Annotated in this window: 22 protein-coding genes and 2 pseudogenes; 20 read left to right on the forward strand and 4 right to left on the reverse strand. The window is 72.6% G+C overall.

The window, feature by feature from the left end; genetic code table 11:
- Positions 1 to 46: 46 nt before the first annotated feature.
- From AB0Q90_RS36560 to AB0Q90_RS36590, 7 genes are all read left to right on the forward strand, one after another.
- Complete coding sequence (locus tag AB0Q90_RS36560) at positions 47 to 880, forward strand: M55 family metallopeptidase (protein WP_363158366.1); 834 nt, start codon at positions 47 to 49, stop codon at positions 878 to 880.
- Complete coding sequence (locus tag AB0Q90_RS36565) at positions 873 to 2,186, forward strand: M20/M25/M40 family metallo-hydrolase (protein WP_363158365.1); 1,314 nt, start codon at positions 873 to 875, stop codon at positions 2,184 to 2,186. The genes AB0Q90_RS36560 and AB0Q90_RS36565 overlap by 8 nt, the downstream gene beginning before the upstream one ends.
- A gap of 17 nt (positions 2,187 to 2,203) precedes the next feature.
- Positions 2,204 to 4,150: a prolyl oligopeptidase family serine peptidase gene (locus AB0Q90_RS36570; protein ID WP_363158364.1), complete on the forward strand. Its 1,947-nt coding sequence runs from the start codon at positions 2,204 to 2,206 to the stop codon at positions 4,148 to 4,150.
- Positions 4,147 to 5,070: an LD-carboxypeptidase gene (locus tag AB0Q90_RS36575; RefSeq protein WP_363158363.1), complete on the forward strand. Its 924-nt coding sequence runs from the start codon at positions 4,147 to 4,149 to the stop codon at positions 5,068 to 5,070. The genes AB0Q90_RS36570 and AB0Q90_RS36575 overlap by 4 nt, the downstream gene beginning before the upstream one ends.
- A gap of 147 nt (positions 5,071 to 5,217) precedes the next feature.
- Positions 5,218 to 6,984, forward strand: coding sequence for a CocE/NonD family hydrolase (locus AB0Q90_RS36580; RefSeq protein WP_363158362.1), 1,767 nt, complete (start codon positions 5,218 to 5,220; stop codon positions 6,982 to 6,984).
- A 27-nt stretch (positions 6,985 to 7,011) separates the two neighbouring features.
- Complete coding sequence (locus AB0Q90_RS36585; protein WP_363158361.1) at positions 7,012 to 7,254, forward strand: DUF1049 domain-containing protein; 243 nt, start codon at positions 7,012 to 7,014, stop codon at positions 7,252 to 7,254.
- Positions 7,255 to 7,273: 19 nt separating this feature from the next.
- Complete coding sequence (locus AB0Q90_RS36590; protein ID WP_363158360.1) at positions 7,274 to 7,828, forward strand: GNAT family protein; 555 nt, start codon at positions 7,274 to 7,276, stop codon at positions 7,826 to 7,828.
- Here AB0Q90_RS36590 and AB0Q90_RS36595 read toward each other — a convergent pair.
- A complete protein-coding gene (locus AB0Q90_RS36595; RefSeq protein WP_363158359.1) occupies positions 7,800 to 8,147 on the reverse strand; it encodes a DUF6204 family protein in 348 nt (115 codons plus the stop codon). The genes AB0Q90_RS36590 and AB0Q90_RS36595 overlap by 29 nt on opposite strands.
- Positions 8,148 to 8,200: 53 nt before the next feature.
- Between AB0Q90_RS36595 and AB0Q90_RS36600 the strand changes: the two genes are divergently transcribed.
- Positions 8,201 to 9,100 (forward strand): arginase family protein, encoded by a 900-nt coding sequence (locus AB0Q90_RS36600; RefSeq protein ID WP_363158358.1) that lies wholly within the window; start codon positions 8,201 to 8,203, stop codon positions 9,098 to 9,100.
- Here the strand turns inward: AB0Q90_RS36600 and AB0Q90_RS36605 are convergent.
- Positions 9,091 to 9,438, reverse strand: a complete 348-nt coding sequence (locus AB0Q90_RS36605) for a VOC family protein (RefSeq protein ID WP_363158357.1) — start codon at positions 9,436 to 9,438, stop codon at positions 9,091 to 9,093. The genes AB0Q90_RS36600 and AB0Q90_RS36605 overlap by 10 nt on opposite strands.
- A 111-nt stretch (positions 9,439 to 9,549) precedes the next feature.
- Between AB0Q90_RS36605 and AB0Q90_RS36610 the strand changes: the two genes are divergently transcribed.
- From AB0Q90_RS36610 to gvpK, 10 genes and pseudogenes are all read left to right on the forward strand, one after another.
- Positions 9,550 to 10,041, forward strand: coding sequence for a phage holin family protein (locus AB0Q90_RS36610; RefSeq protein ID WP_363158356.1), 492 nt, complete (start codon positions 9,550 to 9,552; stop codon positions 10,039 to 10,041).
- A 137-nt stretch (positions 10,042 to 10,178) separates the two neighbouring features.
- On the forward strand, positions 10,179 to 11,681 hold the full coding sequence (locus AB0Q90_RS36615) for an NAD(P)/FAD-dependent oxidoreductase (protein ID WP_363158355.1): 1,503 nt from the start codon (positions 10,179 to 10,181) through the stop codon (positions 11,679 to 11,681).
- Complete coding sequence (locus AB0Q90_RS36620) at positions 11,678 to 13,525, forward strand: transketolase (protein ID WP_363158354.1); 1,848 nt, start codon at positions 11,678 to 11,680, stop codon at positions 13,523 to 13,525. Before AB0Q90_RS36615 ends, AB0Q90_RS36620 begins: the two co-directional genes overlap by 4 nt.
- Entirely contained in the window at positions 13,522 to 14,451 is a 930-nt protein-coding gene (gene ligD / locus AB0Q90_RS36625; RefSeq protein WP_363158353.1) for a non-homologous end-joining DNA ligase, read from the forward strand. The genes AB0Q90_RS36620 and ligD overlap by 4 nt, the downstream gene beginning before the upstream one ends.
- 180 nt (positions 14,452 to 14,631) lie before the next feature.
- A pseudogene (locus AB0Q90_RS36630) lies at positions 14,632 to 15,129 on the forward strand (GvpL/GvpF family gas vesicle protein); the annotation flags it as partial.
- A gap of 4 nt (positions 15,130 to 15,133) precedes the next feature.
- Positions 15,134 to 15,319: a hypothetical protein gene (locus AB0Q90_RS36635; RefSeq protein ID WP_363158352.1), complete on the forward strand. Its 186-nt coding sequence runs from the start codon at positions 15,134 to 15,136 to the stop codon at positions 15,317 to 15,319.
- Positions 15,316 to 15,639 carry a gas vesicle protein gene (locus AB0Q90_RS36640; RefSeq protein WP_363158351.1) on the forward strand — a complete coding sequence of 108 codons (324 nt, stop codon included), beginning with the start codon at positions 15,316 to 15,318 and terminating at the stop codon, positions 15,637 to 15,639. The genes AB0Q90_RS36635 and AB0Q90_RS36640 overlap by 4 nt, the downstream gene beginning before the upstream one ends.
- Positions 15,639 to 16,466 (forward strand): GvpL/GvpF family gas vesicle protein, encoded by an 828-nt coding sequence (locus AB0Q90_RS36645; protein ID WP_363158350.1) that lies wholly within the window; start codon positions 15,639 to 15,641, stop codon positions 16,464 to 16,466. The genes AB0Q90_RS36640 and AB0Q90_RS36645 overlap by 1 nt, the downstream gene beginning before the upstream one ends.
- Positions 16,463 to 16,651: a gas vesicle protein gene (locus AB0Q90_RS36650; RefSeq protein WP_363158349.1), complete on the forward strand. Its 189-nt coding sequence runs from the start codon at positions 16,463 to 16,465 to the stop codon at positions 16,649 to 16,651. Before AB0Q90_RS36645 ends, AB0Q90_RS36650 begins: the two co-directional genes overlap by 4 nt.
- Positions 16,648 to 16,749, forward strand: a pseudogene (gvpK, locus tag AB0Q90_RS36655) (gas vesicle protein GvpK); the annotation flags it as partial. The gene AB0Q90_RS36650 and the pseudogene gvpK, both read left to right, overlap by 4 nt.
- 13 nt (positions 16,750 to 16,762) lie before the next feature.
- Here gvpK and AB0Q90_RS36660 read toward each other — a convergent pair.
- A complete protein-coding gene (locus AB0Q90_RS36660; protein WP_363158348.1) occupies positions 16,763 to 17,584 on the reverse strand; it encodes a class I SAM-dependent methyltransferase in 822 nt (273 codons plus the stop codon).
- 92 nt (positions 17,585 to 17,676) lie between these two features.
- Positions 17,677 to 19,170, reverse strand: coding sequence for a phosphatase PAP2 family protein (locus AB0Q90_RS36665; RefSeq protein WP_363158347.1), 1,494 nt, complete (start codon positions 19,168 to 19,170; stop codon positions 17,677 to 17,679).
- Positions 19,171 to 19,231: 61 nt separating this feature from the next.
- Between AB0Q90_RS36665 and AB0Q90_RS36670 the strand changes: the two genes are divergently transcribed.
- The gene (locus tag AB0Q90_RS36670) at positions 19,232 to 19,888 is read left to right on the forward strand and encodes a histidine phosphatase family protein (RefSeq protein WP_363158346.1); all 657 of its coding nucleotides are present in this window, start codon (positions 19,232 to 19,234) and stop codon (positions 19,886 to 19,888) included.
- A 42-nt stretch (positions 19,889 to 19,930) separates the two neighbouring features.
- Positions 19,931 to 21,550, forward strand: a complete 1,620-nt coding sequence (locus AB0Q90_RS36675) for an ATP-binding cassette domain-containing protein (RefSeq protein WP_363158345.1) — start codon at positions 19,931 to 19,933, stop codon at positions 21,548 to 21,550.
- Positions 21,551 to 21,671: the final 121 nt, after the last annotated feature.

Below are 21,671 nucleotides of genomic sequence, written 5' to 3' on the forward strand. Positions count from 1 at the left end.
GGCGCTTCCTGGCCGGGCCCGCCCGTGGCGCGTAACGTGACACGGCATGAAGATCCTCATCAGCGCCGACATGGAGGGCGCCACGGGGGTGACCTGGCCGGCCGACGTGCTGCCCGGAACCCCGCAGTGGGAGCGCTGCCGTTCGATGTTCACCTCGGACGTCAACGCCGCCGTACTGGGCTTCTACGACGGCGGCGCCGACGAGGTGCTCGTCAACGAGGCCCACTGGACCATGCGCAACCTCCTCCTCGAACGCCTCGACGAGCGGGCGGAGATGCTCACCGGACGGCACAAGTCCCTGTCCATGGTGGAGGGCGTGCAGCACGGCGACGTCGACGGCATCGCCTTCGTCGGCTACCACGCGGGCGCCGGCATGGAGGGCGTCCTCGCCCACACCTACCTCGCCAACTCCATCACCGGCGTGTGGCTGAACGACGTACGCGCCAGCGAGGGGCTGCTCAACGCGCATGTCGTCGCCGAGTACGGGGTGCCGGTCGTGCTGGTCACCGGCGACGACGTGGCCTGCGAGGACGCGCTCGGCTACGCCCCCGAGGCGCCCAAGGTCGCCGTCAAGGACCACGTCTCGCGCTACGCCGCCGTCTGCCGCACCCCGAACCGGACCTTCTCCGACATCCGGGCCGCCGCCAAGGAGGCCGCCGCCCTGGCGGTCCGTCATGAACCGGTGCACGGCGGCCCGTTCACCGTCGCCGTCGAGTTCGACGCCGAGCACCTCTCGATGGCCGCGACCGTCGTCCCCGGCGTGGACCGCGTCGGGGAGCGCAAGGTGGTGTACACCAGCGAGACCATGTACGAGGCAATCCGCACCTTCAAGGCGGTCACCACGATCGTCTCGGCCGCGGTGGAGGAGCAGTATGGCTGAGCGCCTGGACGAGCAGGCCCTGGACGAGGTCGTCACGTTCACCTCGGACCTCATCCGCATCGACACCACCAACCGCGGCGGCGGCGACTGCCAGGAGCGGCCCGCCGCCGAGTACGCCGCCGCCCGGCTGGCCGAGGCGGGCCTCACCCCCACCCTCCTGGAACGCACCCCGGGACGGACCAACGTCGTCGCGCGCTTCGAGGGCAGCGACCCCTCGGCCGACGCGCTGCTTCTGCACGGTCATCTCGACGTGGTGCCCGCCGAGGCCGCCGACTGGAGCGTGCACCCGTTCTCCGGCGAGATCCGCGACGGGGTCGTCTGGGGGCGCGGGGCCGTCGACATGAAGAACATGGACGCGATGATTCTCGCCGTCGTCCGCGCCTGGGCCCGCCTGGGCGTGCGGCCCCGGCGCGACATCGTGATCGCGTTCACGGCCGACGAGGAGGCGAGCGCCGAGGACGGCTCCGGGTTCCTGGCCGCCCGGCACGCCGGGCTGTTCGAGGGCTGCACCGAGGGCGTCAGCGAGTCCGGGGCGTTCACCTTCCACGACGGCGCCGGCCGGCAGATCTACCCCGTCGCGGCCGGGGAGCGGGGCACCGGCTGGCTGAAGCTCACCGCGCGCGGGCGGGCCGGACACGGCTCCAAGGTCAACCGGGAGAACGCGGTGACCCGGCTCGCCGCCGCCGTCGCCCGGATCGGCGACCACGAGTGGCCGCTGCGGCTGACCCCGACCGTCCGCGCGGCCCTGACCGAACTCGCCGCCCTGTACGGCATCGAGGCCGACCTGGACGACGTGGACACCCTTCTGAAGAGACTCGGGCCGGCGGCCAAGCTGGTGGAAGCCACCGTCCGCAACAGCGCCAACCCGACCATGCTGGACGCCGGTTACAAGGTGAACGTGATCCCCGGGGAGGCCGTGGCGTACGTCGACGGACGGTATCTGCCCGGCGGCGAGGACGAGTTCCGCACGACCCTTGACCGGCTCACCGGACCTGACGTGGAGTGGGAGTTCCAGCACCGCGAGGTGGCTCTCCAGGCGCCGGTGCACTCGCCGACGTTCGCGAGGATGCGGGCCGCCGTGGAGGAGTTCGCGCCGGAGGGACATGTCGTGCCGTACTGCATGTCCGGCGGCACGGACGCCAAGCAGTTCTCGCGCCTCGGCATCACCGGATACGGATTCACGCCGCTGAAACTGCCGGAGGGCTTCGACTACCAGGCCCTCTTCCACGGCGTCGACGAACGCGTCCCCGTCGAGGCGCTCCGCTTCGGCGTCCGTGTTCTGGACCGGTTCCTGCGGACGGCCTAGGCCAGTTGGGGGAGAACGTGCAGACACTGCCGTACGGTTCCTGGCCCTCGCCCATCGACGCGGCGCTCGCCGCCGCGCACGACGGGCACCCCGAGTATCTGGGGTTCGTCGGCGCCGAGGTGTGGTGGACCGAGCCCCGGCCCACCGAGGGCGGCCGGCGCACCCTGGTCCGGCGCCGCGCCGACGGCACCGAGGAGTCGGTGCTGACCGCCCCCTGGAACGTGCGCAGCCGGGTCATCGAGTACGGCGGTCAGCCCTGGGCGGGCGCCGTCGTGGACGGCGAACCCCTCGTCGTCTTCGTGAACTTCGCCGACCAGCGGCTGTACCGGTACACGCCCGGGAGCGAACCGCACGCCCTCACCCCCGTCTCCCTGGTCGGCGGCGGACTGCGCTGGGCCGACCCGCAGTTGGTCCTGGACCGGGGTGAAGTGTGGTGCGTGCTGGAGGAGTTCACCGGCGACGGGCCCACCGACGTGCGGCGCGTCCTGGCCGCCGTACCGCTGGACGGGGCGGCCGCGCAGGACCGGGACGCCGTGCGCGAACTCACCGACGACTCCCGGCGGTTCCTCACCGGGCCGCGGCTGTCGCCCGACGGGCGGCGCGCGGCCTGGCTCGCCTGGGACCATCCGCGCATGCCGTGGGACGGGACCGAGCTGGTCGTCGCGGACGTGGGGGACGGTCTGTCCGGCGCGCGGACCGTGGCCGGCGGGCCCGAGGAGTCGATCGCCCAGGCCGACTGGGCACCCGACGGCTCCCTGCTGTACGCGAGCGACCGCACCGGCTGGTGGAACCTCTACCGCGACGGCGAGCCCCTGTGCCCGCGCGAGGAGGAGTTCGGCGGGCCGCTGTGGAAGCTCGGCCACCGCTGGTTCGCGCCGCTGGACAGCGGTCTCGTGGCCGTCGTGCACGGCCGCGGCGCCACCGCGCTCGGGATACTGGACCCCGAGACGGGCGAGCTCGTCGACGCGGCCGGACCCTGGACCGAGTTCGCGCCCACGCTCGCGGTGCACGGCGGGCGCGTGGTCGCCGTCGGGGCCAGTCCGCGCAGCGCCTACGAGGTGGTCGAGCTGGACACCCGGACCGGCCGGGCCCGCGCGATCGGCGTCGGGCACGACGACCCGGTGGACCCCACCTACTACCCCGAGCCGCAGATCCGCACCTTCACCGGACCGGACGGACGCGAGATCCACGCGCACGTCTACCCGCCGCACCACCCCCGGTGCGTCGCCCCAGGCGACCGGCCGGCACCGTACGTCGTGTGGGCGCACGGCGGACCCACGGGGCGCGCACCCCTCGTCCTGGACCTGGCGATCGCCTACTTCACCTCACGGGGCATCGGCGTCGCCGAGGTCAACTACGGCGGCTCCACCGGGTACGGCCGCGCGTACCGCAACCGGCTGCGCGAACAGTGGGGCGTGGTCGACGTCGAGGACTGCGCGACCGTCGCGCTCGCCCTCGCCGAGGAGGGCACCGCCGACCGCGACCGGCTCGCCGTGCGCGGCGGCAGCGCGGGCGGTTGGACCGCGGCGGCCTCACTCGCCGCCACCGATGTCTACGCCTGCGGCACCATCATCTATCCGATCCTCGACCTGGCCGCCTGGGCGGACGGGGAGACCCACGACTTCGAGTCGCAGTATCTGGAGACCCTGGTCGGGCCGCAGGCCGAGGTGCCCGCGCGGTACGCGGAGCGGTCGCCCAGCGAGCACGCCGACCAGGTCACCGCGCCGTTCCTGCTGCTCCAGGGCCTGGACGACGTGATCTGTCCACCCGCCCAGTGCGAGCGGTTCCTGGCCCGTATGGCGGGGCGCCGGGTGCCGCACGCGTACATCGCCTTCGAGGGGGAGGGGCACGGCTTCCGGCGGGCCGAGACCATGGTGCGCGCCCTGGAGTCCGAGCTGTCTCTCTATGCTCAGGTGTTCGGACTGAACCCGCCCGGCATCCCGACCCTGGAGCTCGCCAAGTGAAGCAACTCGCCCGTCCGTCCCGACTCGCCCCCGGCGCCCGCGTGGCCGTCGTCGCGCCCAGCGGGCCCGTGCCCGAGGAGCGGCTCCAGGCCGGGCTCGACGTGCTGCGCGGGTGGGACCTCGACCCGGTCGTGGCACCCCATGTGCTGGACCGGCACGGCGAGTTCGGCTATCTCGCCGGGGCGGACGCCGACCGGGCCGCGGACCTCCAGAACACCTGGTGCGACCCGTCCGTCGACGCCGTGATCTGCGCCCGGGGCGGGTACGGCGTGCAGCGGATGATCGACCTTCTCGACTGGGACGCGATGCGCGCGGCCGGCCCGAAGGTGTTCGTCGGCTTCAGTGACATCACCGTGCTGCACGAGGCGTTCGCGCGGCAGCTGGGCCTGGCCACGCTCTACGGGCCGATGGCCGCGGGCATCGACTTCATCAAGAACACGCGGGCCCAGGAGCATCTGAAGGCCACCCTGTTCGCCCCCGAGAGCGTCCGCACGATCGCCTCCGGCGGCCGGGCCCTGGTACCCGGCCGGGCCCGCGGTGTCGTCCTCGGCGGCTGTCTGTGCCTGCTCGCCGCCGAGGTGGGCACTCCGCACGCCCGGGCGTCGGCGGCCGGCGGGCTGCTGTGCCTGGAGGACGTGGGGGAGGAGACGTACCGCCTCGACCGCTACCTCACCCAACTCCTGCGTTCGGGCTGGCTCGACGGGATACGCGGGGTGCTGCTCGGCTCGTGGCAGGAGTGCGATCCCTACGAACGGGTGCGGCCGCTGCTCGTCGACCGGCTCGGCGGCCTCGGGGTACCGGTGCTGGAGGAGTTCGGGTTCGGGCACTGCGAAGGGGCGTTGACGGTCCCCTTCGGGGTGGCGGCCGAACTGGACGCGGAGGCGGGCACGTTGACGCTGGACGAGCCCGCGCTGCGCTGAACGGGTTGAGTTGAATTTTCGTCAAGAAACCTCCGTCACGCTGATTGACCCTGGCATGACACGTGTCACACCATGACTACCGGCCAGTACCTACTGGTCGGTAGGCAGGGCTGTCCCCCCGTGTGAGTCCTCAGTGTGGAGGTCTTCGTGTCCCGACGTGTGCCCAGATCCCGAGCCCCGCTCGCTCTCCTCCTCGGCGCCACGCTCACCGCCCCCCTCGCGCTCGCCGCTCCGGCCGCCACCGCGACCGGCCAGTACACCGTCAGCGCCCTGAAGTTCACCGTCCGGGCCGGCGACCGTACCTGCACCGTCGACGCCGACCTCTACCGGCCGGCCGGCGTCGACCGCGAGCGCCCCGCACCCGCCGTGCTCGCCACCAACGGCTTCGGCGGCAGCAAGTCCGACGGCTCCACGGACGCCATCGGCAAGGCCTTCGCCCAGCGCGGATACGTCTCGCTCGTCTACTCCGGGCTCGGCTTCGGCCGCTCCGGATGTCTGATCTCGCTGGACGACCCGGCGATCGACGGGACCGCGGCCTCGCAGCTCATCGACTTCCTCGGCGGCAAGCGCTCCGCCGACGACGGCACGACCGCCGACTTCGTCACCCTCGACTCCGTGGGCGACCCGCGCGTCGGGATGATCGGCGGCTCCTACGGCGGTGCCGTCCAGCTGGCCACGGCCGCCGGCGACCGGCGTGTCGACGCCGTCGTGCCGATGATCACCTGGCACGACCTGGCGTACTCCCTCGACCCCAACAACGCGGTCGGCGCCGCCACCGTGCCCGGCGCCTTCAAATGGCAGTGGACCAACGGGTTCTATCTCATCGGCGAGGGCCAGACGCTGCTGGAGCCCAGCCTCGACCCGTCCCGGATCAACTCCCTCGGCTGTCTGCACTTCGTGTCCACGGCCTGCGACACCATCCGCACGCTCAACTCCGGCCGCTACCCGGCGAAGGAGACCGCGGAGCTGCTCGCCTATGCGCGCAGCGTCTCGCCGGTGTCGTACCTGAGCCGCGTCAAGGCGCCCACCCTCCTCGTCCAGGGGCAGGCCGACAGCCTGTTCAACCTCAACGAGGCGACGGCCACGTACAAGACGCTCAAGGCCCAGGGAACCACCGCCAAGATGATCTGGCAGTCCTGGGGACACAGCGGCGGCCAGGCCGCCGGTGAACTCGACCTCGGCCAGGGCAACCTGGAGACCAGCTACGTCGGCAGGCGCATCCTCGCCTGGTTCGACCGCTACCTGGGCCGGAAGGCCGTCGACACCGGCCCGGCCTTCGCCTACTACCGCGACTGGATCACCGACCCCACGTCGACCTACGCCACCGCCGACCGCGTGCCCTCCCTCGGCCAGAGCCTCTACCTCTCCGGCGACGGCAAACTCGTCGACAACCGCAGCAAGGTCGCGCGCGGCAGCCGTACGTACGCCAACTGGCTGATCCCGACCAGCCACTCGGAGAGCTCCCTGGCCGGCCTGATCGGGCTGCCCGACCCGGCGCCGTACGACACCAAGGGCACCTACCTCGGCTGGACCAGCGAGCCCCTCGCCCGCGCCACCGACGTCGTGGGCGCGCCCCGGGCCACCCTGAAGGTCGTCTCGCCGAAAGCGGAGCGGACCCAGAACTCGGGCGACGCCGCCGACAAGCTGGTCCTGTTCGCCAAGCTCTACGACGTCGCCCCCGACGGCAGCAGGACGCTCGTGCACCGGCTGGTCGCGCCGGTCCGGGTGCCCGACGTGACCAAGAGCTTCACGGTGACCCTGCCGGGCATCGTGCACCGCTTCGAGAAAGGGCACCGGCTGCGGTTCGTGGTCGCCGCGAGCGACGACGCCTACTTCGGCAACCGGGGGATCAAGCCGGTGACCGTGGTCAGCGCCCCCGAGGACACCGGGGTGCTCCGGCTGCCGGTCGCGTGATCGCTGGATCGGGCGCACCCTGGTGATATGAGCCCGAAGACCTCCGAGCGCGGTGGCAAGGCCGGCGGGCGGGCAGCGGCGTTCACGCCCGCCCGGATCGGCGTGCTGCTGCTGGCTGTCCTCGCCCTGATCTTCATCTTCGAGAACACCCGCGACACAAAGATCCGGCTGCTGATTCCGGAGGTGACCCTGCCGCTGTGGATGGCGTTGCTGGCCACGGGGCTCATCGGGGCGCTGTGCGGGGCGTACTTCATGAAGCGGCGCGGTTAGCCGGCCCTAGGCTGGCCGGATGCCGCACATACCGTCCCGCTATCTCGCCGAAGGGCCCCGGGTGGGCATCCGCCCCTTCGCCTACGACGACGCCGCCGAGTTCACCGCCCGCGCCCGGGAGAGCAAGGAGCTGCACCGGCCCTGGCTGTTCCCGCCGGACACCGCCTCGGCCTACGCCGCCTACGCGGGGCGGCTGATCGAGGATCCGGCCAAGGCCGGTTTCCTGGTGTGCGAGAAGGCCGACGGCGGCTCCCTCGCCGGGTTCGTCAACATCAACAACATCGTCGAGGGCGGATTCCAGTGCGGCGCCGTCGGCTACGGCGCCTTCGCGCACGCGGCCGGGCGGGGGATCATGCGCGAGGCGCTGGACCTGGTCGTGGGGCATGCCTTCGGGGCGATGCGGCTGCACCGGCTGGAGATCAACGTGCAGCCGGCCAACACCGCCTCGATCGCCCTCGCCCGCTCCTGCGGCTTCCGCCTGGAGGGCTTCTCGCCGAACATGCTCTACATCGACGGCGCCTGGCGCGACCACGAACGCTGGGCGCTCACCGCCGAGATGCGGGCTTCCGGTTGATCTTCATGGTGTCCAGGTCGGTGACGGTCGACCGCAGGTCACGGAAGCCGTAGCCCAGGCTCTTCAGCGCGGTCTCGGCGCGGTCCTCGGCGATCGCGCCCGCCATCTCCTCGCCGTCCGCCGCGTCCGACACCACCACGTACCGCATCGAGAAGTGCTTCAGCGGCGACGGCTCGTACGACAGCGAGCCCTCCTCGGTGAACCGCATGCTCGTCATGCCGTGCTCAGCGGCCTCGGCGAGCAGCCGCCCGCGCGCCTCGTCGGTCAGCGCGTCCCACGTGCCCCGGACGATCACCCGGTACGTGTGCTGCTCGCTCATGAACACTCCTCTATCCGTGGACGGTCGACTGTACGTCGGCGAGGATGCCTCGCATGCGGAATATCGTCGTGCTCGACGCCCCCTCCAACCTGGGCCTGCGCCCGCCCGCCCCCGGTACCGTGCCCGGCTGCTACAAGCTCGCCGGGGCGCTGCGCGAGCAGCGGATCGTGCAGCGGTTGCGGGCGCTGGAGGGCGGGGTGGTGGTGCCGCCCCGGTACGACCGAGGGGACTGGGCGGAGGGCGACGGGGTCTTCAACGCGGCCGCCCTCGCCTCGTACACCCGCAAGCTCGCCGACCGGATCGAACGGCATGTCCGCGCCGGGGAGTTCCCGGTCGTTCTCGGCGGTGACTGCTCCATCAACCTCGGTGCCGCGCTCGCGCTGCGCCGGATCGGGCGGTACGGGCTGGTCGTCGCGGACGCCTCGCCCGATTTTCGGCACCCGGGGAACTCCGACCACGTCGGAGCGGCGGGCGGTGAGGAGGTCGCGCTGGCCACCGGGCGGGGGCAGGCCGACCTGACCGACCTGGAGGGGCTGCGGCCCTATCTGCGGGACGAGGACGTGCGGTACTTCGGGATCCGGGACGCCTTCGCGGACCTGAGCGCGGAACTCGTCGCGCTGAAGATCCCTGTCGTCACCGTCGGCGAGCTGCGCGAATGGGGCGCGGACGCCCTCGCTCGCGTCACCGCGGACTCCTTCGCGACACCGGAAGTGGCCGGTTTCTGGGTGCACCTGGACGCGGACGTACTCGACCCGAGCGTCATGCCGGCCGTGGACAGCCCCGACCCGGACGGCCTGCTGCCTGAGGAACTCTTCGCGCTGCTCGGGCCGTTGCTCGCCTCACCGCACTGCGTCGGCCTCAACGTCACCATCTACGACCCCGACCTCGACCCGGAGGGCACTGCCGGGGCGCTGCTCACCGACCTCGTGGTGCGGGGGCTGGGTCACGCCTGACGGTCGACGTACTCGTACACCGCGCCGTCCGGGTGCATCGCGATCAGATTGCGGCCCGCCGGAGTGGGAACCGGCCCCGCGATCACCCGCGCGCCCAGCTCGGTGAGGACCGCGTGGGCCTCGTCGACATCCTTGACGGCGATCGTCGCGGCGACCTTGCGCAGCACCTCCAGCTCGGCCTCCGGCCCGCTCATCAGCAGGAAGCAGCCGACGGCGGCCACCTGTACACCGCCGCGCTCGAAGCGCAGGGCCTTGCCGCCCGCCAGCCGTTCGTAGAACGGGACCGCGGCATCCAGGTCGTCGACGCAGACACGCAGCGTGGCTCCCAGAATCTCCATAGGACGAGCGTAGTTGGGGCCGAGGGGGCGAGGAGATCGTTTCGCTCGATCTCCTCGCCGCTCCCACACCGTGCCGCGTTATGCGTACACGTGTACGGGTACCCGGCCGCCATGGACCGCTTGGATCACCTTGAGCATCTGGACAAGCAGCTGGTCGACGAACTGGCGCAGGTGGCACGCGAGACCGTGCGCGACGAGCTGCGCCGGCAGTCCCGTGAGCAGCGCCGCACCGCGATCCTGTACGCCGCGTCCGGCACTGTCGCCCTGTACGCGGGCGCGGCCCTCGCGCTCACCCTCGGCCTGGCGCTGGCCGCCGCCCTGCCCGACTGGGCGGCCGCGCTGATCACCGCGGTGATCCTCGCAGTCGTGGCCTATGCGCTGCGCGGCGCCGCCCGGCCCTCCGCGTCCCGGCCCACCCCCGAGCGGGAGGCCGAACTCGCGGCGTCGCCCGGCCGCCCCATCGCCGCCGCCCCGCCGGCCGCCCCGCCGAGTGGCCTCGGGATGCCGTACCCGCCGATGCCGCCCGCCGCGCCCGGAACGCCGGCGGACGTGCCGCCGGGGCCCGACGACATCGACCCCGAGCAGCCGCACCACCGGGCGTGACGCGCGGTCGCGGCTCACCCGGGGTCACGCCACCGGGTATTCCGCGCCCCGGCCGGAAACCGGCCGACGTTTGGGGGGCCCGGCCAGGGGGACGCGGAAGGCTGCCGAGGTACGGACGACAGCGCCGGAGGCGAACCGTGAGTCGACCCCGCATCGTGATCGTCGGTGCCGGATTCGCCGGGTACCGGACGGCCCGCACGCTGTCCCGGCTGACCCGCCACCGGGCCGACATCACCCTGCTGAACCCGACCGACTACTTCCTGTATCTGCCCCTGCTGCCCCAGGTCGCCGCCGGCATCCTGGAACCCCGCCGGGTGACCGTCTCCCTGTCCGGCACGCTGCCCCACGTACGGCTGGTGCTCGGCGAGGCGGACGCCGTCGACCTCGACGGGCACACCGTGCACTTCACCGGGCCCGAGGGCGAGTCCGGCACGCTCGGTTTCGACCGGCTGGTCCTGGCCGCCGGCAGCGTCAACAAGCTGCTGCCCGTCCCCGGCGTCGCCGAGCACGCGCACGGCTTCCGCGGCCTGCCCGAGGCGCTGTACCTGCGCGACCACGTGACCCGGCAGGTGGAGCTGGCGGCGGCCGCCGACGCCCCCGAGAAATGCGCAGCGCGCTGTACGTTCGTGGTGGTCGGCGCCGGATACACCGGCACCGAGGTCGCCGCGCAGGGGCAGCTCTTCACCGACGCGCAGGTGCGCAAGCACCCCCTGCGGACGGGCATGCGGCCGCGCTGGCTGCTGCTCGACATCGCCGAGCGCGTCCTGCCCGAACTGGACGAGAAACTCTCCCGCACCGCCGACCGGGTGCTGCGCCAAAGGGGTGTGGAGGTGCGGACGGGCACCTCCGTGAAGGAGGCCACGCACGGCGGAGTCCTGCTCACCGACGGCGAGTTCGTGGAGACCCGCACACTGGTCTGGTGCGTCGGCGTACGGCCCGACCCGCTCGCCGAGTCCCTCGGGCTGCCCATGGAACGCGGCCGGCTCCTGGTCGACCCGCACCTTCGAGTGCCGGGCCGCCCCGAGCTGTTCGCCTGCGGTGACGCCGCCGCCGTACCGGATCTGGAGCGGCCCGGCCGGTTCACGCCGATGACCGCCCAACACGCCTGGCGGCAGGGCAAGGTGGCCGCCCGCAATGTGGCCGCCTCGCTCGGGATCGGCGAACGCCGCTCCTACCGCCACCGGGACTTGGGCTTCGTCGTCGACCTCGGCGGGGTGAAGGCCGCCGCCAACCCGCTCGGCGTCCCCCTGTCCGGCATCGCCGCAGGCGCGGTCACCCGCGGTTACCACCTTGCGGCGCTGCCCGGCAATCGCGTCCGGGTCGCCGCGGACTGGCTCCTGGACGCCGTACTCCCGCGCCAGGCCGTCCAGTTGGGGCTCGTACGGGAGTGGTCGGTGCCGTTGGACACGGCGTCGCCGGAGCTGGCGCGGGTGCCAGGGGGGTCGGAGAGGAGTGTGGCGGACATGTCGAATGCTGAGCCTGCGAAGAACCAGCCGGGTGGGGAGCCCGCGAAGAACCGGCCCGGCGGTGAGCCCGCCAGGAGCCGGCCCGGCCGCGAGCACACCGAGCCCCCCGGCCCCGTCAAGGCGGCCGACATCCCTCCCGACCCTCCCGACGACCCCGCGGAAGGAGCCTCATGAAGTCCGGTGAACTCGTCGAGCTGGGCCAGCAGTTGCGGGTGGACAGCGTGCGTTCCGCCGCCGCCGCGGGGTCGGGGCATCCGACGTCCTCCATGTCCGCCGCCGACCTGATGGCCGTACTCCTCGCGCACCACTTCCGCTACGACTTCGACCGTCCCGCCCACCCCGGCAACGACCGTTTCGTCCTGTCCAAGGGCCATGCCACACCACTGCTGTACTCCGCCTTCAAGGCGGCCGGTGTCGTCGACGACGCCGAGCTGCTCACCTTCCGCAAGCTGGGCAGCGCACTGGAAGGGCATCCGACGCCACGGCGCCTGCCGTGGGTCGAGACCGCCACCGGCTCCCTCGGGCAGGGACTGCCGGTCGGCGTCGGCATCGCCCTGGCCGGCAAGCGGCTGGACCGCACCGGGTACCGGGTGTGGGTGCTGTGCGGGGACAGCGAACTGGCCGAGGGCTCCGTGTGGGAGGCCGCCGAGCACGCGGCGTACGAGCATCTCGACAACCTGACCGCCGTCGTCGACGTCAACCGGCTCGGCCAGCGCGGCCCGACCCGGCACGGGCACCGTCTCGACGCCTACGCCCGCCGCTTCCAGGCCTTCGGCTGGCACGCCGTCGAGATCGACGGGCACGACGTCGACGCCATCGACCGCGCCTACGGGGAGGCCCGCTCCACCTCCGGACAGCCCACCGTGATCCTCGCCCGCACCCTCAAGGGCAAGGGCGTCGAGGCCGTCGAGGACCGCGAGGGACTGCACGGAAAGCCGCTGAAGGACCCCGACGGGGCCGTCGCCGAACTCGGCGGCCCGCGCGACGCCCGTATCCGGGTGCACGAGCCGCCCGCCGCCCGCCTGCTGCACGCCGTACGCGCCGGGCACACCCAACTGCCCCGGTTCGACAGGGGCGAGGAGATCCCCACCCGGGACGCCTACGGCAAGGCCCTCGCCGCCCTCGGCTCCGGACGCGGTGACGTCGTCGCGCTCGACGGCGAGGTCGGCGACTCCACCCGCGCCGAGTTCTTCGCCAAGGAACACCCCGACCGGTACTTCGAGTGCTACATCGCCGAGCAGCAGATGGTCGCCGCGGCCGTGGGACTCGCCACGCGCGGCTGGGTGCCGTACGCCTCGACCTTCGCGGCCTTCCTCACCCGTGCCCACGATTTCGTGCGGATGGCCTCGATCGGCGGCGCGGGCATCAACCTCGTCGGCTCGCACGCCGGTGTCGCCATCGGCCAGGACGGGCCCTCGCAGATGGGCCTGGAGGACCTGGCGATGATGCGGGCGGTGTACGGCTCGACCGTGCTGTACCCGTGCGACGCCAACCAGACCGCCCGGCTCGTCGCCACCATGGCCGACCTGGACGGCATCCGCTATCTGCGCACCTCGCGCGGAGCGAGCCCGGTGATCTACGGCCCCGACGAGGAGTTCCCCGTCGGCGGCAGCAAGGTGCTGCGCTCCTCCGAGCGGGACCGGATGACGATCGTCGCCGCCGGTGTCACCGTGCACGAGGCGCTCGCCGCCGCCGACGCGCTGGACCGGGAGGGCATCCGGGTCCGGGTGATCGACCTCTACTCGGTCAAGCCCGTCGACCGGCTCACCCTGCGCCGGGCCGCCGAGGAGACCGGCTGTCTGCTCAGTGTCGAGGACCACCACGAGGAGGGCGGGCTCGGTGACGCCGTCCTCGACGCCTTCCTCGACGGGCGCCCGGTGCCGCGCCTGGTGCGGCTCGCGGTCCGTACGATGCCCGGCTCGGCCTCACCCGAGGAGCAGCTGCACGGCGCGGGCATCGACGCCGAGTCGATCGCGGCCGCCGGCCGGCTGCTGGTGGAGGAGGCGGTCGTACGATGACCGGCGACGACGACGTACGGACCGTGCGGGCCGGCCGGCGGACGGTGGAGGTCCACCGGCCGCAGAAGGTGCTCTTCCCCGGCGACGGCGGGGCCAAGGAGTACACCAAGAGCGACCTGGTCGACTACTACCGGTCCGTGGCCCCGTTCATGCTGCCGCACCTGCGGGGCCGCCCGCTGATGCTGGAGCGGTATCCCGACGGCCTCGAAGGCCCCCGGTTCATGCAGAAGAACACACCCGAGAACTATCCGGACTGGGTCACCCGCGTCGAGGTGCCCAAGGAGGGCGGCACCGTCTGTCACACCGTCTGCGAGGACTCCGCCACGCTCGTCCTCCTCGCCGACCAGGCCTGCGTCACCCTGCACCGTTGGCTCTCCCGGGTCGGACGGCCGGACCGGCCCGACCGCATGGTCTTCGACCTCGACCCGGCCGAGGACGACTTCGGACCGGTGCGGGAGGCGGCCTGGCTGCTGGGGGAGCTGCTGGACGAGGTGAACCTGCCCTCGGCGCTGATGACGACCGGCTCCCGCGGACTGCATGTGATCGTCCCCCTGAACGGGCATCACGACTTCGACGAAGTAAGGGAGTTCGCCCGGGACCTCGCCGACACCCTTGCCGCCGCCCACCCCGACCGGCTCACCACCGAGGCCCGCAGGAAGGACCGCGGCGACCACCTCTACCTCGACGTCCAGCGCAACGCCTACGCGCAGACCGCCGTCGTCCCGTTCACCGTCCGGGCCCGGCCGGGCGCCCCCGTGGCCGTCCCGCTCGCCTGGACCGACCTGGACGACCCGGGCCTCAACGCCCAGCAGTGGACCCTCGCCGACGCCGTCGACCAGGCCCGCACCAACCCCTGGTCCGGAGTGACCACCCGGGGCCGGGCCCTGGGACCGGCCCGGCGCAAGCTCGACGCGCTGCGGGGGTGACGCACCCGGTTCCCCAGGTTTGGCCAACTCCCCTTGGGCCACTCGGCGTTCGAGGGGAGCATTTGACCGACTCACGCAAGACACCCACATCGTCCGAACAGCAGCGGAGCGGGGCGGAGAGCAGGCCCGGCCCGGTGGAGATCGAGGTCCTGGAACTGGCCCGCGTCCCCGACACCGCCGTCACCGGTGCTCGCCGAGCGCGTCGAGCACTACCAGGAGCGCCTGCGCACACTGGACGGCAAGGTCGAGTACAACGTCAAGGTCTCCCACGCCGAGGAGGCCGTACTGCACCATGTGATGGCCGAGAACCCGGAGATCCTCTCCCTGACGGAGGTCAACCGGCAGGCGGGCGGCGGGAGTTACGAGCAGAAGCTGCGGCACGGCGAGATGGTCGTGGCGGTCGTCAAGGCCCGGGAGGCCGAGGACGCGGCCGAGGTCCGGCGGGCGCTGGAGCCGAGCGCGGCGGCGGTGAGCGTGGGCCCCGAGTCCACCGGCCGGCTCTCGAACGTGTCGTTCCTGCTGGACCGGGACTCCGCCGCGGTGTTCCCGGCCGCCGCCGAGGACCTCCGCAGGAGCCGGCCGCACCTGGAGGTGCGCGTCAATGGACCGCTGCCGCCGTACAGCTTCGCCGAGCCCGGCCCGGCGGCGCCCGCGGGTACGGGCACCGCATGGGAGTGAGGACATGGGACTGCTCTCGGAAGTGCTGCCGCTGCCGTTCGCCCCGGTGCGCGGCGGCGCGTGGGCGATCGGGCTCGCCGTCGGCGCATACGAGGCGGAGGACGCCCACGAGGACGAGAATGAGGAAGAAGACGAAGAACACGACAGCGAGGCCGAGGACGCGCACGCCGGCATCGGGGGCCGCCGATGACGACCCCCGGCCGGCTCCCCGAGCCCTACGGCCAGGGCGGCGGCGCCAACCTCGCCGACGTCCTGGAGCGCGTCCTCGACAAGGGCGTGATCATCGCGGGCGACATCCGGATCAACCTGCTCGACATCGAACTGCTCACCGTCGGACTCCGCCTCGTCGTCGCCTCCGTCGACAGGGCGCGGGAGATGGGCATCGACTGGCGGGAGGACGATCCGGCCCTGTCCTCGCGGGCCCGGCGCGACGAACTCGCCCGTGAGAACGCCGAGTTGCGCGAGCGGCTGGCCCGACTGGAGCCCGGCCGCCCGCAGGAGGAGGCCTGATGTCCGGACTGCGCTACGTGTACGCGGTGTGCCGCCCCTTCCGGTCGGCGCTCCAGTCCCAGCTGACCGGGGTCGCCGGACTGCCGCCCCGCCAGCTGACGCACCACGGGCTGGTGGCCGTCTACAGCTCGGTGCCGGAAGGGGACTTCGCCGAGGAACCGCTGCGCGCCCATCTGGAGGACCTGGACTGGCTCACCCGGACGGCCAGGGCCCACCAGGGCGTGATCGACGCGCTCACCGTCGTCACCACGCCGCTGCCGCTGCGGCTCGCCACCGTCTTCCGGGACGACAGCGCCGTACGCACGATGATGGAGGCCCGGGAGGCGTACTTCCTGCGCACGCTCGACCGGCTGGAGGGCCGGGTGGAGTGGGGTGTAAAGGTGTACGTCGAGCAGGAGGCCGAGGACGCCGGAACCGGCCCGGCCACGGAAAGGCCGGTGTCGGGCCGGGAGTATCTGCGGCAGCGTCGCATACGGGCCCGGACGCACGAGACCGTCTGGCAGACGGCCGTGGAATTCGCCGGTCGGCTGCACGCGACGCTTTCCTCCTACGCCGAGGATTCCCGGCTGCACAATCCGCAGAGCACCGCGCTGTCCGGCGCCTCCGGCCGGAACGTGCTCAATGCCGCGTATCTGGTGCCCAGGGGCGACTCCGAGGAATTCGTGGAGCTGGTGGACCGGACGAAGGACGATTCCCCCGGCATGCGCGTGGAACTCACCGGCCCCTGGGCGGCCTACTCCTTCACCGGAGAGGAGACGGGGGAGGAGACGGGGGAGGAGACGGGTGGCGAGACGGGTGACGAGACCGAGGAGCGGGAAGGCCGATGACCGTCATAGAGCGCCGTGAGATCGCCCTCGTGGACCTGCTCGACCGGCTGCTGGCCGGCGGGGTCGTCATCACCGGGGACATCACCCTGGGCATCGCGGACGTCGATTTCGTCCGTATCGATCTCAACGCGTTGATCAGCTCGGTCAACGCGAACGTGCCCTCGCCCTTCGGAGACCTGCCGTGACCTCGCACAACCGCCTCGACCTCGATCCCGACACCGTCGAGCGCGACCTCGCAAGGCTCGTCCTGACCGTCGTGGAGCTGCTGCGCCGGCTCATGGACCCGGAACTGAGGCTCAGCCTTCCTTGCGGCACAGGATTTCGCCGTGCAGCACCGAGAACCAGGCGTCCTCCTGCTGTCCCCATTCCCGCCAGGCGTCCGACACGGCGCGCAGCTGCTCCTCGGTCGCATGGCCGCCCTCGGTGGCCCGCTGGGCGTAGGCCGAGGCCAGGGTGCGGTCCGCCCACAGTCCGCTCCACCAGGCCCGCTCCTCGGCGGTGGCGAAGGTCCAGGTGCCGGAGGTGGCCGTGATGTCGGTCAGGCCCGCGCGCAGCGCCCAGGACTTCAGCCGCCGTCCGGCGTCCGGTTCGCCGCCGTTGGCGCGGGCCACCCGGTGGTACAGGTCCAGCCAGTCGTCCATGCCCCGGGATGCCGGGTACCAGGTCATGGCCGCGTAGTCCGAGTCGCGGACGGCGATGAACCCGCCCGGCTTCGTCACCCGCCGCATCTCGCGCAGCGCCCGCACCGGGTCGCCGACGTGCTGGAGCACCTGGTGGGCGTGGACCACGCAGAAGGTGTCGTCCGGGAAGTCCAGCGCGTGCACGTCGGCCACCGCGAAGTCGACGTTCGTCAGGCCCCGTTCGGCGGCCGTGGCCCGGGCCTGCTCCAGGATGCCCGGCGCGTGGTCGACGCCGGTGACGTGCCCGTCGGGCACCAGCGCGGCCAGGTCGGCGGTGATGGTGCCCGGGCCGCAGCCGATGTCCAGGATCCGCATGTGCGGCTTGAGTGAATCCAGCAGGTATGCCGCGGAGTTGGCGGCGGTGCGCCAGGTGTGCGAGCGCAGCACCGACTCGTGGTGCCCATGGGTGTATACGGCGGTCTCCTGCGGCTTCGACATGGCGTTCCCCTCGTCTCGTCGTCGTGGTGACACCGTAAGCCCAACATGTCGAATGATGAGACCTGCGTTTTGAATAGTGGACTGACGGTGTGTCAGTCACCGGGCAGGGGCCGGTACACCGTCAGCGCCTCCGGCAGCTTCTCCAGCGTCACCTCGCCCTGTACGTCGGTGACTTCGCCGTCGTAGGCGAGGAGCGCGCCCGGGGCGACGCCGGTCAGGTGCAGCCGGCTCACCTGGACCGCCGCGTGGGCGGGGGAGCGGGTGAGCGGGCCCGCGAGGGCCGCGGCGAGCAGCCGTACGGCGGGCCTGCGGCCGCCGTGCACGACCCGCACGTCGAGCACGCCGTCGGCGAGGTCGAGCCGGCGGCCGGGGGTCAGGCCCATCCGGTGGTAGGTGCCGTTCCCGGCGAACAGCAGCCACAACGGGCGTGCGTCGCCGCCCAGTCGGGCCTCCAGCGGATGCCGGTCGGTGCGCAGCACGCGCAGGGCGGCCACCACCCCGGCCGGCCAGCTGCCGATCCGGTGCGACCAGCGGTCCCGTTCGCGCACCAGCTCCGGATACACGCCCAGGCTGCACGTGTTGAGGAACACGCCCCGCTGCTCCGCGCAGCGGAACCGGCCCACGTCCACGCGTACGCCGTGGCCGCGCACCAGGGCCCGGGTCAGGTCGCGTACGTCCTCCACGCCCAGGTCGTAGGCGAAGTGGTTGAGCGTGCCGCCGGGCAGCACCGCCAGTGGCAGGCCGTGCCGCAGGGCGATCTCCGCCGCGGCGTTCACCGTGCCGTCGCCGCCGCACACGCCGAGGACCCGGGCGCGGGCCGCCGCTTTCTCCAGCTCCGGCCCCACCTGGTCGGGCGCGCACTCGACGACCTCGGCCAGCGGCAGCACGTCGAGCAGCGTGCGCACCCGGTCGGAGGTGCCCGACGCGGTGTTCGCCACCATCACCAGACCCTCGCCCTCCGGCAGCGCCGGGACCTCGGCGCGCGGCCGGGCCGGTGGCGTGAGCTGGGCGCGGGTGGGCACCATGCCCCGCACCGCGAACGCGGCGCACGCGCCGAGCGCCGCGCCCGCCAGCACGTCGCTCGGGAAGTGCACGCCGGTGTAGACCCGGGACAGCGCCACCGACCAGGCGACCGGCGCGACGACCGCCCCCCAAGCGGGCGACTCCAGGGCGACCCCAGTCACGAACGCGGCCGCCGACGCGGAGTGACCGGACGGGAACGAGGTGGTGATCGGCTGCCGCTTCAGCTGCCGCACCAACGGCACCGGGTCCAGCAGCGGCCGCGGGCGGCGCACCGACCGCTTGCCGAGGGTGTTGATCGTCAACGAGGCCAGGCTCAGCGAGGCCAGCCCGCGCACGGCGGCCCGCCGGGCCCGGGGCGTGCGGCTCGCCGCCATGACGGCACCCGCGGCGAACCACAGCAGCCCGTGGTTGGCGCTGCGGCTCAGCCGGGGCAGGACGGGCGCGGCCGCGGGCCAGTGCCGCTCGGCGGCGAACTCGAACAGCTTGGAGTCGAGGGCGAGCAGTCGGTCGCGCAGGACGTGGTGGCCAGGTTTCGGGACGGTGAGATCGACATCTGGGCTCATGAGGTCACAGGTACCCTGAAGCGGCCGGTCCTCGACCGGCAATGACCCAGGAGGGCCCTGAATGCGTCTGCTCCTCGTCCGCCACGGCCAGACCCCGACGAACGTCGACTACCTGCTGGACACCGCCGTCCCGGGGCCGGGTCTGACCGAGCTCGGCGAGCGGCAGGCGGACGCGCTGCCCGAGGCCCTCGCCGACGAGGACATCGAGGCCCTGTACGCCTCCACGCTCGTGCGCACCCAGCTCACCGCCGCCCCGCTGGCCGCCGCGCGCGGACTCGACGTGATCGTGCGCGACGGCATCCGGGAGATCTCCGCGGGAGACCTGGAGCTGCTGCCCGGGGACGGGGAGCGGGGCGAGCTCTACATGCGGACGGCGTTCGCCTGGTCGGCCGGGGACAGCGCGCTGCGGATGCCCGGCGGGGAGAGCGGCGCCGAGGTCCTCGCCCGGTACGACGCCGTCGTCGCCGAGGCCGCGGCGAGCGGGGCCGGCACGGTGGCCATGGTCAGCCACGGCGCGGTCATCCGCATGTGGGCCGCGGCCCGCGCCCACAACGTCGATGTCGCCTTCGCCGCCGGGCACCGGCTGGCGAACACCGGTGTGGTGATCCTGGAGGGCTCGCCGGCCGACGGCTGGAAGGCGTTGTCGTGGGCGGGCGCGAGCGTCGCCCCGGCCGGTGAGAGCGGTCCCGCGGGGCAGCCGCTGGAGGACGCCGGTTAACGGTTTGCCGGGCCCGTACGGCGACCCGCACAATTCCTCTTCATGGGACATCTGGAAGCCGCGCATCTTGAGTACTACCTCCCCGACGGGAGGGCGCTGCTCGGCGACGTGTCCTTCCGGGTCGGCGAAGGGGCCGTCGTGGCCCTGGTCGGACCCAACGGCGCGGGCAAGACGACCCTGCTGCGGCTGATCTCGGGCGAGCTGAAGCCGCACGGCGGGTCCGTCACCGTCGGCGGTGGCCTCGGCGTGATGCGCCAGTTCGTGGGGTCCGTACGGGACGAGACGACCGTACGCGACCTGCTGGTGTCGGTCGCGCCGCCCCGCATCCGTGAGGTCGCGCGGGCCGTCGACAAGGCGGAGCACGCCCTGATGACCGTCGACGACGAGGCGGCGCAGCTGGCGTACGCGCAGGCGCTCTCCGACTGGGCCGAGGTGCGCGGCTACGAGGCCGAGACGCTGTGGGACATGTGCACCACGGCCGCGCTCGGAGTGCCGTACGAGAAGGCGCAGTGGCGCCAGGTGCGCACCCTGTCCGGCGGTGAGCAGAAGCGGCTGGTGCTGGAGGCGCTGCTGCGCGGCACCGATGAGGTGCTGCTGCTGGACGAGCCCGACAACTACCTCGACGTGCCCGGCAAGCGGTGGCTGGAGGAGCGGCTGAAGGAGACCCGCAAGACGGTCCTGTTCGTCTCCCACGACCGTGAACTCCTCGCCCGCGCCGCCGAGAAGATCATCTCCGTCGAGCCCTCGCCGACCGGTGCCGACGCGTGGGTGCACGGCGCCGGCTTCGCCACCTACCACGAGGCCCGGCAGCAGCGCTTCGCCCGCTTCGAGGAGCTGCGCAGGCGCTGGGACGAGAAGCACGCGCAGCTGAAGAAGCTGGTGCTCACGCTCCGTCAGGCCGCCGCCGTCAGCCACGAGATGGCCTCCCGTTACGCCGCCGCCCAGACGCGGCTGCGCAAGTTCGAGGAGGCGGGGCCGCCGCCGGAGCCGCCGCGCGAGCAGGACATCCGGATGCGGCTGAAGGGCGGGCGCACCGGGGTGCGCGCCGTCACCTGCGAGGGTCTTGAGCTGACGGGTCTGATGAAGCCGTTCTCCCTGGAGGTCTTCTACGGCGAGCGGGTCGCCGTACTCGGCTCCAACGGCTCCGGCAAGTCGCACTTCCTGCGGCTGCTGGCCGGGGAGGACGTGGCGCACACGGGTGCGTGGAAGCTCGGTGCGCGGGTCGTGCCCGGGCACTTCGCGCAGACGCACGCGCATCCCGAGCTGATGGGGCGCACGCTCCTCGACATCCTGTGGCAGGAGCACGCCCAGGACCGGGGTGCGGCGATGTCCCGGCTGCGGCGGTACGAGCTGACGGCGCAGGCCGAGCAGGCCTTCGACCGGCTCTCCGGGGGGCAGCAGGCCCGTTTCCAGATCCTGCTGCTGGAGCTGGAGGGTGTCACCGCGCTGCTTCTGGACGAGCCGACGGACAACCTGGACCTGGAGTCCGCCGAAGCCCTCCAGGACGGGCTGGAAGCCTTCGACGGAACGGTCCTCGCGGTCACCCACGACCGCTGGTTCGCCCGCTCGTTCGACCGGTATCTCGTGTTCGGCAGCGACGGGAAGGTCCGGGAGACCGCGGAGCCGGTGTGGGACGAGCGGAGGGTGGAGCGGGCGCGATAGGTTTTCGCCCCCGCCGCCCCTACCCGTCCCACCTCCAGGGGCTGCCGCCCCTTCGACCCCGCCCAGGGGGCGCTGCCCCCTGGACCCCCGCTCCTCAAACGCCGGAGGGGCTGGATTTTCT

The organism is Streptomyces sp. NPDC079141 (assembly GCF_040686775.1).
Classification (GTDB): domain Bacteria; phylum Actinomycetota; class Actinomycetes; order Streptomycetales; family Streptomycetaceae; genus Streptomyces.

What these genes read in the sequence shown, in the direction of transcription:
- AB0Q90_RS36560 (WP_363158366.1), top strand. Translation starts at nt 47, where the DNA reads ATGAAGATCCTCATCAGCGCCGACATGGAGGGCGCCACGGGGGTGACC.
- AB0Q90_RS36565 (WP_363158365.1), top strand. Translation starts at nt 873, where the DNA reads ATGGCTGAGCGCCTGGACGAGCAGGCCCTGGACGAGGTCGTCACGTTC.
- AB0Q90_RS36585 (WP_363158361.1), top strand. Translation starts at nt 7,012, where the DNA reads ATGAGCCCGAAGACCTCCGAGCGCGGTGGCAAGGCCGGCGGGCGGGCA.
- AB0Q90_RS36590 (WP_363158360.1), top strand. Translation starts at nt 7,274, where the DNA reads ATGCCGCACATACCGTCCCGCTATCTCGCCGAAGGGCCCCGGGTGGGC.
- AB0Q90_RS36595 (WP_363158359.1), bottom strand. Translation starts at nt 8,147, where the DNA reads ATGAGCGAGCAGCACACGTACCGGGTGATCGTCCGGGGCACGTGGGAC.
- AB0Q90_RS36600 (WP_363158358.1), top strand. Translation starts at nt 8,201, where the DNA reads ATGCGGAATATCGTCGTGCTCGACGCCCCCTCCAACCTGGGCCTGCGC.
- AB0Q90_RS36605 (WP_363158357.1), bottom strand. Translation starts at nt 9,438, where the DNA reads ATGGAGATTCTGGGAGCCACGCTGCGTGTCTGCGTCGACGACCTGGAT.
- AB0Q90_RS36610 (WP_363158356.1), top strand. Translation starts at nt 9,550, where the DNA reads ATGGACCGCTTGGATCACCTTGAGCATCTGGACAAGCAGCTGGTCGAC.
- AB0Q90_RS36620 (WP_363158354.1), top strand. Translation starts at nt 11,678, where the DNA reads ATGAAGTCCGGTGAACTCGTCGAGCTGGGCCAGCAGTTGCGGGTGGAC.
- ligD (WP_363158353.1), top strand. Translation starts at nt 13,522, where the DNA reads ATGACCGGCGACGACGACGTACGGACCGTGCGGGCCGGCCGGCGGACG.
- AB0Q90_RS36635 (WP_363158352.1), top strand. Translation starts at nt 15,134, where the DNA reads ATGGGACTGCTCTCGGAAGTGCTGCCGCTGCCGTTCGCCCCGGTGCGC.
- AB0Q90_RS36640 (WP_363158351.1), top strand. Translation starts at nt 15,316, where the DNA reads ATGACGACCCCCGGCCGGCTCCCCGAGCCCTACGGCCAGGGCGGCGGC.
- AB0Q90_RS36645 (WP_363158350.1), top strand. Translation starts at nt 15,639, where the DNA reads ATGTCCGGACTGCGCTACGTGTACGCGGTGTGCCGCCCCTTCCGGTCG.
- AB0Q90_RS36650 (WP_363158349.1), top strand. Translation starts at nt 16,463, where the DNA reads ATGACCGTCATAGAGCGCCGTGAGATCGCCCTCGTGGACCTGCTCGAC.
- AB0Q90_RS36660 (WP_363158348.1), bottom strand. Translation starts at nt 17,584, where the DNA reads ATGTCGAAGCCGCAGGAGACCGCCGTATACACCCATGGGCACCACGAG.
- AB0Q90_RS36665 (WP_363158347.1), bottom strand. Translation starts at nt 19,170, where the DNA reads ATGAGCCCAGATGTCGATCTCACCGTCCCGAAACCTGGCCACCACGTC.
- AB0Q90_RS36670 (WP_363158346.1), top strand. Translation starts at nt 19,232, where the DNA reads ATGCGTCTGCTCCTCGTCCGCCACGGCCAGACCCCGACGAACGTCGAC.
- AB0Q90_RS36675 (WP_363158345.1), top strand. Translation starts at nt 19,931, where the DNA reads ATGGGACATCTGGAAGCCGCGCATCTTGAGTACTACCTCCCCGACGGG.